Genomic DNA, 14705 nt, shown 5'->3' with positions numbered 1-14705 from the left:
AATGCCCAGCACCAGAAAAATCATAACCGGTATACTTATTTTCCTGGCGATCATCGCCATCTCAGGTTCCATGTTCATCCTGGATGAAACGGAACAGGCCATCGTTACACAGTTCGGGAAGCCGGTAGGCAAGCCCCGGGTAACGCCGGGCGTGAACTTCAAGATGCCCTTCATCCAGAAAGTAAAGATATTCGACAAACGCTACCTGGCCTGGGACGGCGATCCTAACCAGGTACCTACAAAAGATAAGAAATTCATTTTCGTGGATACCTATGCCCGCTGGCAGATCACCGATCCGCTGCAGTTCTTTATCCGTTTAAGGGATCAGCGCTCGGCCATGTCGCGGCTGGATGACATCATTGACGGCGAAACCAGGAACGCTGTAGCCTCCCATGAGCTGCTGGACCTGGTGCGCTCCACCAACCGCAAGCCCGAAGTGGGAGAGGATTTCCTGGAACAATTGGAAAACCTGGACTCCATTTCCGTAGGACGCGACAGGATAGAAGCCACGATCCTCAAAAAAGTGAACGAAAGAACCACCGACCTCGGTATCCGGATACTCGACTTCCGTTTCAGGAGAGTGAACTATGTAGACGAGGTCCGGAACAGGGTATACGACCGGATGATCAGCGAACGGAACAGGATCGCGGAACAGTTTAAATCCGAAGGCCAGGGTGAAGCCCTGAAAATAAGGGGCAACAAAGAACGTGACCTGGCGGAGATACAGTCATCGGCGGTGAAGGAAGCGCAGGTGATACGAGGTAAGGCCGATGCGCAGGCTTCGGCCATCTATGCCCGCGCCTACAATAAAAGCAGCCAGTCCCGGGAGCTCTACAGCTTCATCCGCTCCATGGAAGCACTGGAAAGATCGCTGGACAGTAATACAAACGTGGTGCTGACCACCAATAACGAGCTGTTTAAATTCCTGCAAAAGCCCTAGCATCAGCCAGGAAATTTTAGTACCTTGTTGTCACAACATCAATGGCCCACTGCCCGCCGGTACCGGTAGGCAGTGGGCCATGTAATTTAATTCCCACGTTAAACCATATTACATATGATCCGAAAACAAGCGGCATACCTGCCCGCATTCCTTGCCCTGCTGATCTGCCATCTTTTTCCCGGCCGCAGCTCAGCGCAGCAGGACACTGTAGCCATACAGGTGCACCTGGATAAACCCACCGGCCCCCTGCAACCCATCTGGGCCTGGTTTGGCTACGATGAGCCTAATTATACCTACATGAAGGACGGAACGAAGCTGCTGACCGAAATTGCGCAGCTCAGCAAAGTACCGGTATATGTAAGGGTGCACAGCCTGCTGGTGACCGGCGACGGTCAGCCGGCACTGAAATGGGGCTCCACCAACGCCTATACGGAGGACAGCCGGGGCAACCCGGTATATGACTGGACCATCATTGATAAAATATTCGACACGTTTATAGAGCGGGGCATGAAACCCCTGGCGCAGATCGGCTTCATGCCGCAGGCCCTGTCCGCAAAGCCGGAGCCTTACCGGCATCACTGGCGGCCGGACCAGCCCTATGGCGACATCTTTACCGGCTGGGCCTACCCGCCTAAAGACTATAAGAAATTTGCGGCGCTGGTGTATGAATGGGTCAGGCACTCGGTAGCACGTTATGGAAAGGAAGAAGTGGAAAGCTGGTACTGGGAGCTGTGGAACGAACCGAACATCGGCTACTGGAAAGGCACTACGGAAGAGTATATCAAGCTGTATGACTATGTGGCCGACGCCGTGAAGCGCGCGCTGCCCACCGCACGCATCGGCGGGCCGGAAGTAACCGGCCCCAACTGGAAAGACGCCGCCGATTTTATGAAAACTTTCCTGGATCACGTGGTGAGCGGCACCAATCATGTAACCGGCAAAAAGGGCGCACCGCTGGACCTGATCACCTTTCACGCCAAAGGCGCGCCGCGCGTAGTGGACGGTGTAGTGCAAATGAACATGGGCGCCCAGCTACGGGATATAGATAAAGGTTTTGCCATTGTAGCCTCCTACCCTACGCTGAAACACCTGCCGGTGATCATAGGAGAATCGGACCCGGAGGGCTGCGCGGCCTGCTCGGAAAATTTTCACCCGGAAAATGCCTACCGCAACGGCACCATGTATTCCAGCTATACCGCCGCGTCCTTTGCGCGTAAGTATGAGCTGGCAGCCGCGCACGGTATCCAACTGGCAGGGGCGGTTACCTGGGCTTTTGAGTTTGAGGACCAGCCCTGGTTTGCCGGCTTCCGCGACCTGGCCACCAATGGGGTGGACAAACCGGTGCTGAACGTATTCCGCATGTTCGGCATGATGCAGGGCCGGCGGGTAGCAGTAAGCGGAGACCTGGCCTACGACTTTTCAAAAATACGCGACTCCAGCGTGCGTGGCCCCCGTGCCGACATCAGTGCGCTGGCGGCCAAAGATGAACGCAGCGCCACCGTTATGGTATGGAACTACCATGATAATAACCGTCCTGCGCCTGCCACGGCGGTAGCGGTCACTATCAGCGGGCTTCCGGAAGGGAAGGTGTTACTGGAGCATTACCGCGTAGACGACGATCACAGCAATGCCTATACGGCCTGGAAAGAAATGGGGGCACCGCAGCAGCCGGATGCGGCACAGGTAGCGCAGTTGGAAAAAAGCGGGCAACTGCAGCAGCTTGCCTCGCCGGAATGGATATCAACCGTGAATGGCGCTGCCGTTATCCGCATGCACCTGCCACGGCAGGGCGTATCATTACTGAAATGCTCCTGGTAGCAAAAAAAGCCGGGCACTTTTTGAAAAAAAAATCACAAAAAGCGCCCGGCATCTCTGCACTCCCGCATTTCAGCAACTCCTGGTCATGCTGTCTGAGGTTCCCTTCTTGCCTGCTTATTCACGTTTCCTTCGGCAATCTGCGTAAGCAGGGCATCCGTTTCCTTCTCTTCACTCAAGGTCTGTCCCAATACTTCTGCGGCCTGCTCATAGCCCAGCGTGCGCGCCAGTTGGCATAATCCGCCATACGTGGCGATTTCATAATGCTCGGCTTTCTGCGCCGCAAAGATCAGCCCTACATCGCGCTGTGCTGATGCGGTATCTGTTTCATCTATAATGTCCTCCCCTTCTTCTGCAATACCAGCCATAGCAGGGCATTTTCTTGACCTGGCCTCCTTCCCTATTATCTGGAACACGTTCTCCAGGCGGGAAACATGGTTCTGGGTCTGCTCCAGGTGGGTGCCAAACGCGTTCTTTAATTCACTGCTGGTAGCAGCTTCCTGTAATTTTGGAAGGGTTTTCACCAGCTTCTTCTCTGCCCAGTACATGTCCTGCAACTGGTCCTCAAAAATTTGCTGCAGCTTGGAATCTGCAGCAGTAACAGCCTTATTCTCACTTGTAGTTGCCATAAGAAAAAGTTTTTTTAAGTATCCACAATCATGTTCTTTCCCCTATCAGCCCAAATTGCATGCGTAAGATGCCGGCGTTTTTGTGAATGAAGCGCCGGCACCTGTTACCAACACAATATCAATCGCTAACAAAATGCGGATATGCTAATATCTCTACTGCCCGGCATGGTCAAGTGTTGCATTTTCTATCATAATGTGGAGCACTGTGTACATCACTTTAACCGTTGCTGCAGGAACTGGTGGATCAGCTCCGCTATCACACCGTGGTATTCTTCCAGTGCAAAGTGGCCGCCATCCAGCAGGTGCAGCTCCGTGTCCTGCAGGTCGCGGGTATAGGCCTCCGCGCCGGGCGCAATGAAGATCTTGTCGTTCCTGCCCCAGGTGATCAGCGCCGGTGGCTGATGCGTGCGGAAGTACGTATGCCAGTTGTCATACAAAGGGAAGTTGGTGTGATAATTCTTCAGCAGGGCCGCCTGGATGGCTTTGTTGCCGGGCCTTTCAATAAAATAATGGTCGGACAGCCAGGCATCGGGGCTTACGTTTTCAGGGTGCGCGGCCCCGTGCAGGTACTGTTCTTTAATACCTTCCAACGACACCATGTAATCAATCACCTGCTGCAGGACATCCTCATCGCCGGAGGCCTGGATCCTGCCCATCTCCTGCACTTCCGGTCCCAGGCCGTCCAGGTAGGCATTGGCGTTCTGCAAGATCAGCGCCTGCACCAGTTCCGGTCTTTTACTGATGATCCGGAAACCTACCGGTCCGCCGTAGTCCTGGAGGTACAGGCTGAACCGCTGCAGGCCCAGCTTGTCAATGAACTGCTCCATCACCGCCGCCAGGCGGTCAAAGGTGTACTCAAATTCCTGCAGGGAAGGCGTGCTGCTCAGGCCAAAGCCTGGATAGTCCGGCGCTATTACATGATAGCGGTCTGCAAGATCCCGCAGGATATCCCGGTACATATGGGAGGAGGACGGAAACCCGTGCAGGAAGAGGATCACCGGCGCGCCGGCAGGACCGGCTTCCCGGTAAAAGATATCCAGCCCGTCGATTTGTACGGTCCTGAAAGTGGTTGTAGTAGCGGGGTGGGTGGTGATACTGTTTTCCATGATCTCATGTTTTATTTTTTACCAAATAGTACAAAATAGTGTAAAAAAATTTAGTGCAATATCTTCAGTTGCAATTCGATCAGGGGCCGGAGCACTTTCGGGTCCGTGTACATCCTTCTCGTGATGTTCAGGCCGTTCCACAGGGTCAGGAGGTAGCGGGCCAGCGTAGCGGTGTCTTCGCCGGTCTTAAGCGTGCCCTGCTGCTTTGCTTTGCTGATCGCATTGTAGAACAGTTGCTCCAGTTGCTTCAAGCGCTGTACGGCTTTTTGTTTCAGCTCATCATCTATATTGGACAACGCTGCTACGGTATTGCCCATAAAGCAGCCTTTCCCGTGCTCTTCTTTGGGAGCTACGGCCATGTCCAGGAAAAACCTGCGGATCGCTTCCACCGGCTCGCCGCCCTTTTCCAGTGCTGCGTACAGGCGCTGCAGGGCGCCGTTGTTGAACTGGTCCAGCGCTTTTTCAAACAGCTCCCGCTTTCCTTCCGGGAACGCCAGGTAAAAGCTGCCTTTGCCAATGCCCATGGCCGCCAGCAGCTCTTCCGTGGAAGCCGCTTCATACCCCTTGCTCCAGAACAGGTCCGCGGCTTTGTTCACTACCTCGTGCTTGTCAAATATTTTCGGTCTGCCAGCCATTTTCAAAAAATGTTACAATGCAAATGTAAATACTGTACTTAAAAGTACAAAATTAATTTTCCAGGTGCGTCTTGACGGGGAATGATCGCGCTGCAGGTGAAATAGGCAAAAAACTATTATTTTAACGGGCAGGGCGTGTGCTACAACCCATGCCTCCATCTCACTATGACTACTATACGTATTCTTTCGCTGTGCCTGCTGATCTTTATCGGTCTGCTGCTGCCGGCCTGTATGCACGCCCAGCAAAATGCCGCTGCCCATATGGCCGACAAGCCGCTTTTCCGGGACCCGGTGTACGACGGCGCAGCCGACCCCGTTGTGATCTGGAACCGTAAGCAACAACAATGGTTCATGTTCTATACCAACCGCAGGGCCAATGTAAAGAAAGCCAGGGGCGTTACCTGGGTGCATGGCACCCGCATCGGCATTGCCGTTTCCAAAAACGGCGCCTCCTGGCAATACCTGGATACTGCGCATATCGACCACCGGCCGGACAGCGGCTACACCTACTGGGCGCCGGAGGTGATTGAACATGAAGGCCTGTACCACATGTACCTCACTTACGTGCCGGGCACCTTTACCAACTGGAACCATCCGCGCAGTATCATCCACCTGATCAGCTCAGACCTGCTCAACTGGAAATATGTGTCCACCCTGGACCTGGCCAATGACCAGGTAATAGATGCCTGCGTGTTCCGCCTGCCGGGTGGCGGCTGGCGCATGTGGTACAACAATGAAAAGGATCACAAGTCCTTTTACTACGCGGACAGCCCGGACCTGTATCACTGGCAGGATAAGGGCCCGGCTATCCGGCACCGGCCCGGCGAAATGTCCGGTGAAGGGCCCAAAGTTTTCAGGTGGAAAGACCGCTACTGGATGATCGTGGACAACTGGGCCGGCTTAGGCGTTTATTCCTCTGCCGATCTCCTGCACTGGCAGCGGCAGCAGGAGCGCCTGCTGGAACACCCGGGCCAGGGAGCGGACGACCAGGCCATTGGCGGGCATGCCGATGTTGTGGTCAATGATGGGCGCGCATACCTGTTCTATTTTACGCATCCCGGCCGGGCAAAAGCCCACCCTGCACCGGACACCACCGTTGCCTGGAGAAGAAGCGTAATACAGCTTGCGGAACTGAAATACCAGGACGGCAGAATCACCTGCAACAGGGACGAGCCCGTTAAAATAAAGCTGATCCCCCCAGGAAGCGAATAACGCATACTGTGTAGATAAATACCCATCCCCGCAGGGCATTTGGATGCCCCTGCCCCCTACTGTACCATAAGGGCAAAGTTTTTGAGGCGTTTCCCCGTCCAACAACTGATGTCATGAACTTGCTAATCTCCATCATCATGGCCACTATTACGCATATAGCCAGCCTTACGGTCAGCAGCCCGGCATTTAAGGATAAAGCTCCCATTCCATCGAAATACACCTGTGAAGGCGCGGACATCAACCCGCCTGTAGCCATCGGGAATATACCGGAAGGCACACAATCACTGGTGCTGATCATAGAAGACCCGGATGCGCCGGGCGCTACCTTTGATCATTGGGTGATGTGGAACATTCCGCCTGCTACCACGTCCATCGCAGAGAACAGCGCGCCTGGTACGCAGGGTGCCAACAGTACGGGGAAGAACGCCTATAAAGGCCCCTGCCCGCCCTCCGGCACCCACCGTTATTTCTTTAAAGTATATGCACTGGATACCAGGCTGGACCTGCCGGCCGGGTCTGACAAAGAAACCGTGGAAAAAGCGATGAAAGACCATGTGCTGGCCTCCGGCGAACTGGTAGGGCTGTATAAAAAAGGCAGTTAGCCACGAACGGCGCAGCCCGCAAACGGCGCCGGCACTGATTACTGTTCATTTTAAAAAACCGGATATCCATTATGAGCGACCCAACCCGCCTGCCGGAACATGGGCAGGCCACGCAGGATAATGCCGCTGCGCCCACGCATGGAAACGGCAACGGGCATGACCGCCACAAGGAAAGCTTCTGGTCCAGGTACGTTTTCAGCATGGATCATAAGATGATCGCCAAGCAATACCTGGTTACGGGCATGATCTGGGCGATCATCGGCGCCGGCTTCTCCGTGCTGTTCCGCCTGCAACTGGGCTACGGGGATCAAACGTTCCCCTGGATGGAAAACATCCTGGGGCATTGGGCGGAAGGCGGGCGCATTACACCGGAGGCCTATTACGCGCTGATCACCATGCACGGCACCATCCTTATCTTTTTTGTGCTTACTGCCGGGCTGAGCGGCACCTTCTCCAACCTGCTGATCCCTTTGCAGGTAGGCGCACGGGATATGGCATCGCCGTTCATGAACATGCTGAGCTACTGGGTGTTCTTCCTGGCCAGTCTGGTGATGCTTAGCTCCCTGTTTGTACAAACCGGGCCTGCCGCCGGCGGCTGGACCTCCTACCCCCCGCTGAGCGCGCTGGGCGACGCCTCCATCGGCTCCCGGATAGGTATGGACCTCTGGCTGACCAGCATGGCGCTGTTCGTGGTATCGCAACTGCTGGCGGGGCTGAACTACATCACCACCATCCTGAACATGCGCACCAAAGGCATGAGCCTGAGCCGCATGCCGCTTACCATGTGGGCCTTCTTCTTTACGGCCACCCTGGGCGTGCTGGCGTTCCCGGTATTGCTGGCCGGCTTTATTTTACTGCTGTTTGACCGCCACGCGGGCACCAGCTTTTACCTGGGCGAATTATTTGTAGCCGGCAAAGTGCTGTCCAACGAAGGAGGCAGCGCCATCCTGTACCAGCACCTTTTCTGGTTCCTGGGGCACCCGGAAGTGTACATTGTGATCCTGCCCGCCATGGGCATTGTATCCGAGGTGCTGGCGGTGAGCACCCGCAAGCCCATATTCGGTTACCTGGCCATGGTGGGCTCCCTGTTTGCCATAGCCGGGCTCTCCTTCCTGGTATGGGCGCACCATATGTTTGTAAGCGGTATCAATCCTTTCCTGGGCTCGTTCTTTGTATTGCTGACGCTGATGATAGCCGTACCTTCCGCCATCAAGGTATTTAACTGGCTGGCCACCATCTGGCGGGGCAACATGCGCTTTACGCCGGCCGCCCTGTTCAGCATCGGTTTTGTGAGCACCTTTATTTCCGGCGGGCTTACGGGCATATGGCTGGGCAACTCTTCAATAGATATTCATGTGCATGATACCTATTTTGTAATTGCGCATTTTCACCTGGTAATGGGCGTATCGGCTATTTTCGGCATGTTTGCCGGCATCTACCACTGGTTTCCCAAAATGTACGGGCGCTACCTGAACAATACGCTGGGGTACATCCACTTCTGGATATCTTTGGTTGGGGCGTACCTGATCTTCTGGCCTATGCACTACCAGGGGCTGGCCGGTATGCCGCGGCGGTACTATGATTTCAGCAACTGGCAATCCTTCAACCAGTTTACGGAGCTGAACCGCTTCATGAGCTTTATTACCATTATTGTGTTCCTGGTACAGTTGCTGTTCGTATTCAATTTCTTCTACAGCATTTACAAGGGCAGAAAAGTGACCACCCCCAATCCCTGGAATGCCACTACCCTGGAATGGACTACGCCCGTAATACCCGGGCATGGCAACTGGCCGGGCGAAATTCCAGAAGTGCACCGCTGGGCTTATGACTACAGCAAAGGCGACCGGGACTTCATCCCGCAAACCGTACCGGAGCTGCCGGAAGAAAAAGCAGCCGACCGGCCACATGACTGAACGGATCAGGTGTGGCTGCGTAAATACTGGAGAAAGCTGATAAAAAAGTACTGCCTGCACAATACCCGCTCGTACAGCAGGATGCCACTAAACGCGCACAGAATGCCGGCCAGCACATCGAGGATGTAATGGTGACCGGTATACACGGCGGCAAACCAGATACCGGGTGTAACAATGGCAGACACCGGCCGGAACAGGCCCGTGCGGTTCCGCCACGCAAACACCAGCACGATCAGCGGGTAGGCAGAGTGCAGCGAAGGCATGGCTGCAAATACGTTGGAGCCTTTGGCGTACAGGGCCTGGAAAATATTTACCTGGAAGAACTGGTCAAATTTTATCAGCCCCGCGGTATTGCCGGGCGTATGCGGCAGCAGCTCAAACCCGTGCTGCTGCACATACCAGGGCGGAGCGGCGGGACAAAGGTAATACACCACGAAGCCGAGCAGGTTTACCAGCAAAAAGATGAGGGCAAAATGCAGGAACTGCATCCGATTGGTGTAGAACAGGTACACGGCAAACACCAGCGGCAGCGGTATCCAGCACAGGTAAAAAAAGCCGCTCATTACATCCAGCCAGGTTTGGCCATGCAGTTGCCAGTACTCGTTGGGCGTTAATATACCGCCACCGGCCGCAATGCCGAAAATGTTCTTTTCCGCGTGATAGATGCTGGCAATGTGCACATCCGCAAACTTGTAGTTGGGAAAGGCCTTCATATAATCATACAGTATCCAGTACACGATGAATATGGAAAAGCCGGTAATGAACTTACGGGTGCCCCTGGAAAGGTAGTACAGGGTATTGAACAGCAGCACCAGGGCCAACTGGTCTGTTTTGAAACCCACCAGCAGCAGCGAGAGCAGCAGGTACGCCATGCTGATCAGCGTAGTGGTGAGCAATGTTTTACGACTGTAAAAAGAGGTAGCTGTAGTATTACTTTCAGTGATGGTAGAAAGCGAATCCATGTCATTTTTTTATAAAATCCGACCTGAACACCTTGTCCCAGAAGGAGGAGCTCACCCCGTAACCCTTGCTCGCGTCGGAATAGTGGTGCAGCATGTGGTGCTTCTTTATTTTGAGCCAGATGCCGTTGTTGATGTTCACATGATGCACCGCATAATGGATCATGTCGTAGCACAGGTAGCCGGTTACAAAGCCGGGAAATAAGGCGTACAGGTATGCCTCGCTTACCAGTGCGGAAAACAGCGCGTAAAACCCGAAAGCCAGCGGGATGCTGACAGAGGGCGGCATTACCAGCCGCATTTTATCTTTCGGGTAATCGTGGTGCACGCCGTGAAAAATAAAATGCAGCTTCAGGCCCCATTTGGACTTAGGCACATAATGAAATATAAAACGGTGCAAAACATATTCCGTGAGCGACCATAAAAAGATGCCGCCGGCGTAGCAGGCAATAAAAAGCCCGGCGCCCATCTTTACCTGCCACAAAGCCTTCCAGCAGAAGAACAGGATAACAGGTACGTAGATGATCAGCGGCACAGAGAAATGTACTTTGGACAGGCTCTCCAGGAAGCCGTTCCTGAACATCCTCGGTGAATCGGTAGAGTTGGATATATAATTCTTAGGCATAGCGCTCTTCTTTTATGGTTTAAAACGCTCCAGCTTCTCAGCACCGGTAGCAGGGTCCGTTCCCTTCAGCTCAATGTACACCACGTTGGGGAACCAGAAAGTACCCCCTTCTATCTGTATCCAGATGCTGCTCAGCGCGGCCATAGTATCCCCTATTTGGGTAAACACCTGGTATTTGCCCTGGGCGGACCTCATCAGGTACATCGGGTGCTTGTCATATGCAACGGACTTCAGCTCGTACTTATCACTGGCCAGGCGTTTTACTTTTATACCATATGCAAATTTACGTTGTATAAAGTTCAGTCCCTTCTTCACGCCCCCTTCGGTGTACCGCAGCCAGTATACGTTCACCGGCTCGTCCTCGTCCAGGTTGCCATCCTTGTCCAGGTTCAGGTCGTACACGATGGTGTTGGAGTTAGGCGTGCGCTGCAGGTAGAACAGCATGTTGGGGATGCCGCTGGGCACGGGGAATTTGGGCCTTTCCGGTCCGGCAGGCATGGCCGCCATACCTGTGAGCAGCACCATGAGCAGGCCGGCCCAGGTAATGAACTGCCTGCTGGCCGCTTTGTTTTTTTGCGCTTCCTGCTGCTGTTCCTGCAGCTCCATGGATCTTTTGGCCTCCCTTAGCCGGTTAATGGCGGTAATGTTGCTCATAATGGCAAGAATAGTGATCGGGATGGTAAAGATAGACATGGTTTCAAAAACATGAAAGGGAATGCCGGGTATGAACAGCTTATAGTCACCTCCGATATAGTGCCCTGCCACGCCGCAGGCAATAGCCGACAACGCGATCAGCACCACCCGCTCCGGCCGCTGCATCAGGCCGCCCTTGCACTCAATGCCCAGCCCCTCTGCGCGTGCCCGGGTATAGCTCACCATCATGGAGCCGATCATGGCGATAAAGGCAAACAGGGAGCTCAGGAAATAGTGGTGCGCCACCAGGTAATAACAGATACCCAGGAACAGCACCAGCTCGCTGTAACGGTCCAGCACGGAATCGTACATGGCCCCGAACTTTGAGCTCATTTTACCGAGGCGGGCCACCTGCCCGTCCAGCATGTCAAACAGCCCGGCAAACAGGATGAGTGCGCCGGCCCAGCCCACATAGGAAAGATCGCCGCGGTTGCTCTTTTCCGCGCCTATTATAAATATTGCCGCCACGCCGATGTTGAGGATCAGACCAATGGTGGTGACCGCATTCGGCGTAAGGCCCATCTTTATCAATCCCTTTACCATGGGATTAATAACCACGTAGATGCCCTGCTGCAGCTTGTCTCTGAATGTGCTCTTTTTCATACATAATAATGCATAACGTTGATGGCTCGTATTACCCTAAAAATCAAGCCGTACGCGGGTCCTGATGCCCCATTCGGCCACATTGGGATTATCCAGGTAGGTGAAGCGTTTTACCAGGTCTACCCGCACCAGCTTGAAAATATTGGCAATACCGATGCTGCCTTCTATATAAGGCGTGCGGCCCAGGGTATAGGTAGACCGTACGCCGCTCGTATCCACCGGGAACTTGAAAAGCGTCGGATCGTTCTCCGGCCGGTTCTCGTCCCGCAGCCCCCCGAACAGTATCTTGCCTGCCGCCACTTCCCGCAGCTTCAGTTTTTTCAGCAAAGGTATCTTATTAAAGATAAAGCCGTTAAAATGGTGGTCTATATTTACGCTGGCATAGTGGTCGCTCACAAACTCCAGGAAGTTCATCAGGTTATAGGACTGCAACTGGTAGGCATAGGTCTGGTTGGCCCGGTGAATGGTGAGCAGCGGGAAAGGCACCTTGCCGAAGGTGTAGCCGCCCTCCAGCACCACCTCGCTGTAGCCTATAGGCGAGAGGTACATCATTTTATAGATGTTCAGCGTCAGGCTCTGGTAGTTGTACTGGCTGCCAAAAAACCCTTTTACCCCCGCTATGCCGCGCAGCGTAATGATCGGGTATTTATTGGGAATGGGAATGCGGTACAGCTTGCCCTGGTAAAACTGCTCATGGGGCGCCCAGCGCAGTTCCAGGGACAGCTCCGAGGTGGTCACCTCCCGCACGCTGTCCACGCTGCCGCCCTTTACGTAACCCAGGCCGCCGGCAGGGCGCTGCGCCCAGTTCTTGAACCCTACCTTGAAAGACGTATGGTTCAGGAATTCGTGGAGATAGCTTACGTTATAGATATCGTTGTACAGCCACTTGTCATTGGTACCCCGCTTAAAGGACAGCAGGAAGTTATCCTCCTGGATAAACTGCAGCTCCTGTCCCGGTATCTTCATATCCCGCTGGTAGTTGGCGGAAAGCGCCCGCACGGGAAACTCCCAGATGGAACGGTGGGTAAAGGAATAGGTGCCGCCAAAGTAATATTTCCATTTCTTGTCCTTAAAGCCGTAGGCGCCATAGGATTCCAGGTAAATGCTCTTGTTGAACTTGGGCGTGGTACGGCCCCCCAGGCGCAGGCGGAAGCCCTCCACCGGGTTAAAGCTGTAGAAGGTATTGACCGGTCCTACTTCTATGGGGCCGAAGCCTTTGTAGCCGGCCATCAGCAGGGTGATGATATCCATGGTGCGGCGGAAGGACTTCATTTTCTGCAGGCTGTCTATATTGGCGTATACCTTGGATTCCGCCGTGGTAAGCGTATCGTGCCGGTTATTGGTCCAGAACCGCTCCTTTACCTGTTCCGCGCTGTCTGCTTTCACTACGGCATCGCCTTCATAGAACGCATCCGGTTTAGGCTGGTTCTCCACAAAATCCTTTACGGACACGGTACGCTCCCCGTAGAGGCCGCCCCTGTTCCTGGCAAAAAAGCTGAAGTCCGCCATCAGCGTGGTTTTGCTGGTATAGAACCGGCCGTCGGCCGCTTTGCGGAATTCCTGGAGCGCGCGGAAGTTGCGCACCCAGTTGATGTTGGTCGCCTTGTTGCCGGTCATGTCCGCCCGCTCTACGGCATAATTCCCGTCCAGCGTGATGTATAATTTACCGGACAGCAGCAGATCCGTTGTATTCCTGGGCACAAACTCCATTTCCACCAGCCGGTCGCCGGACCCTGTGGTAATGGTATCGGTAATAAAGAATTTATAGAAGGTAGGAGCGGCGTTAGAGATCGGGCTCAGGAACTGGTTGGTGAACAACATCAGGTTGTTGTCATAAATATTGAAGTCCTGGTAAATATGGTTGAGGTAGGCGCTCATGCCCTGGTTATCGATATAATCCTCAAAGCTTACCTTTTTCTCCCCCTGGATGATCTCTTTTCTTTTCTCGGGATCTTTCCGGTAATACACATCCGAAGATTTTTCTTCCAGGTAAATGGGCAGCAGGGACTTGCCTTCCACTTTGGTGGTATCCCTGTTCTCAAACAGGAACTGGTACCTGCGCACCAGGCGGCTGTTCTTGAATTTCTCGGAAAGATTGCTCAGCGCAAATTCCAGTTTTTCATACTGGTTATACTGCACATAGTCGTAATGTTCAATACGGTTCTTGTCCCTGTTCTCGATCACGAGGCGGATCAGTTCTACGGCGGGGTTGTTCTTGTTGCGATAGCGCTCGCGCTTTGCGCCTTTCACCACTACCTCTCCCAGCATGCGGGAGGTGGTTTCCATGCCTACGTCCAGCACCTGCGTGGTGCCGTTCCTTATTTTCACCTTGAAAGTCCGGTATCCCAGGCTGGCAACATGCAGGCTGTCATACGTGCCGGTAAACTGCAGGGAGAACCGGCCATTTTCATCGGTACGCGTACCAATGGTGGTGCCGGGAATAAAGACGTTTACAAAAGGCATCGGCGTCTTTTGCTGCAGGTCTGTCACGGTTCCCCGTATAGTGGTGGTGGTTTGAGCGGATAACGGCGCCGCACAAACGGTTAAAAGTAATACCAACACCAGGCTTATCTTTTCCAGGCTATGAACCATTCGCTTCTTCATCTGAAAACAAATTTCTTTTGCAACACATAATTATATCCTATGCCTACCACTACTGCTGTTAGTATTTTAGATATTACATAGCTCAAACCTATGTATTGCGTAATCATAAATACTCCTGCTGCATTCAGCAGGAGGTTTCCAACCCATACCAGCACATATTTTATAAACTGCCACTCTATTCTCCTGTCTCCGGCATTAAAGGCCCATAACCGTCCCATCATGAAATTGAGGACGCCACCGGCAATGGTTCCCGTAATGCTGCCAGCCAGGTACCACCAACCGAATACATTCACCAAAACGATTGTGGTCAAAAAGTCGAAACAGGTGGCTGCCAAAGAGGCGGCCTGCGCTTTTATAAAGGTCGCCATT

13 protein-coding genes are annotated in these 14705 nt (G+C 53.6%); 5 read left to right on the top strand and 8 right to left on the bottom strand.

Annotated elements, in window-relative coordinates; translation table 11 throughout:
• Position 1: 1 nt before the first annotated feature.
• Complete coding sequence (gene hflC, locus LX66_RS10555; RefSeq protein WP_145712868.1) at positions 2 to 940, top strand: protease modulator HflC; 939 nt, start codon at positions 2 to 4, stop codon at positions 938 to 940.
• Between the two features lie 114 nt (positions 941 to 1054).
• Positions 1055 to 2758 (top strand): GH39 family glycosyl hydrolase, encoded by a 1704-nt coding sequence (locus LX66_RS10550; protein WP_145712865.1) that lies wholly within the window; start codon positions 1055 to 1057, stop codon positions 2756 to 2758.
• Positions 2759 to 2841: 83 nt separating this feature from the next.
• Here the strand turns inward: LX66_RS10550 and LX66_RS10545 are convergent, their stop codons facing one another.
• From LX66_RS10545 to LX66_RS10535, 3 genes are all read right to left on the bottom strand, one after another.
• Positions 2842 to 3384, bottom strand: a complete 543-nt coding sequence (locus tag LX66_RS10545; RefSeq protein WP_145712860.1) for a YciE/YciF ferroxidase family protein — start codon at positions 3382 to 3384, stop codon at positions 2842 to 2844.
• A gap of 212 nt (positions 3385 to 3596) precedes the next feature.
• Positions 3597 to 4490, bottom strand: a complete 894-nt coding sequence (locus LX66_RS10540) for an alpha/beta fold hydrolase (protein WP_145712857.1) — start codon at positions 4488 to 4490, stop codon at positions 3597 to 3599.
• Between the two features lie 50 nt (positions 4491 to 4540).
• Positions 4541 to 5125: a TetR/AcrR family transcriptional regulator gene (locus LX66_RS10535; protein ID WP_145712856.1), complete on the bottom strand. Its 585-nt coding sequence runs from the start codon at positions 5123 to 5125 to the stop codon at positions 4541 to 4543.
• Positions 5126 to 5290: 165 nt separating this feature from the next.
• Between LX66_RS10535 and LX66_RS10530 the strand changes: the two genes are divergently transcribed.
• From LX66_RS10530 to LX66_RS10520, 3 genes are all read left to right on the top strand, one after another.
• Complete coding sequence (locus LX66_RS10530; RefSeq protein WP_145712853.1) at positions 5291 to 6337, top strand: family 43 glycosylhydrolase; 1047 nt, start codon at positions 5291 to 5293, stop codon at positions 6335 to 6337.
• A 113-nt stretch (positions 6338 to 6450) separates the two neighbouring features.
• Positions 6451 to 6939, top strand: a complete 489-nt coding sequence (locus tag LX66_RS10525; RefSeq protein ID WP_244620366.1) for a YbhB/YbcL family Raf kinase inhibitor-like protein — start codon at positions 6451 to 6453, stop codon at positions 6937 to 6939.
• A 71-nt stretch (positions 6940 to 7010) separates the two neighbouring features.
• Positions 7011 to 8852 carry a cytochrome c oxidase subunit I gene (locus LX66_RS10520; protein ID WP_145712849.1) on the top strand — a complete coding sequence of 614 codons (1842 nt, stop codon included), beginning with the start codon at positions 7011 to 7013 and terminating at the stop codon, positions 8850 to 8852.
• A gap of 5 nt (positions 8853 to 8857) precedes the next feature.
• On the opposite strand, the gene LX66_RS10515 is transcribed toward LX66_RS10520, so the two are convergent.
• From LX66_RS10515 to LX66_RS10495, 5 genes are read right to left on the bottom strand one after another with little or no spacing between them, the layout of a single operon-like run.
• The gene (locus LX66_RS10515) at positions 8858 to 9814 is read right to left on the bottom strand and encodes a phosphatase PAP2 family protein (protein ID WP_145712847.1); all 957 of its coding nucleotides are present in this window, start codon (positions 9812 to 9814) and stop codon (positions 8858 to 8860) included.
• Position 9815: 1 nt separating this feature from the next.
• Entirely contained in the window at positions 9816 to 10436 is a 621-nt protein-coding gene (locus LX66_RS10510) for a sterol desaturase family protein (protein ID WP_145712843.1), read from the bottom strand.
• 12 nt (positions 10437 to 10448) lie between these two features.
• Positions 10449 to 11732 carry a DUF4833 domain-containing protein gene (locus LX66_RS10505; protein WP_145712840.1) on the bottom strand — a complete coding sequence of 428 codons (1284 nt, stop codon included), beginning with the start codon at positions 11730 to 11732 and terminating at the stop codon, positions 10449 to 10451.
• A gap of 36 nt (positions 11733 to 11768) precedes the next feature.
• The gene (locus LX66_RS10500; RefSeq protein WP_244620365.1) at positions 11769 to 14336 is read right to left on the bottom strand and encodes a DUF5686 and carboxypeptidase-like regulatory domain-containing protein; all 2568 of its coding nucleotides are present in this window, start codon (positions 14334 to 14336) and stop codon (positions 11769 to 11771) included.
• Positions 14333 to 14704, bottom strand: coding sequence for a GtrA family protein (locus tag LX66_RS10495; protein WP_145712837.1), 372 nt, complete (start codon positions 14702 to 14704; stop codon positions 14333 to 14335). Before LX66_RS10495 ends, LX66_RS10500 begins: the two co-directional genes overlap by 4 nt.
• Position 14705: the final 1 nt, after the last annotated feature.

This window comes from Chitinophaga japonensis, from assembly GCF_007830125.1.
In the GTDB taxonomy this organism is placed as follows: domain Bacteria; phylum Bacteroidota; class Bacteroidia; order Chitinophagales; family Chitinophagaceae; genus Chitinophaga; species Chitinophaga japonensis.
The sequence above is the reverse complement of the archived record's forward strand: the minus strand, read 5'-3'. Positions and strand labels throughout refer to the sequence as shown.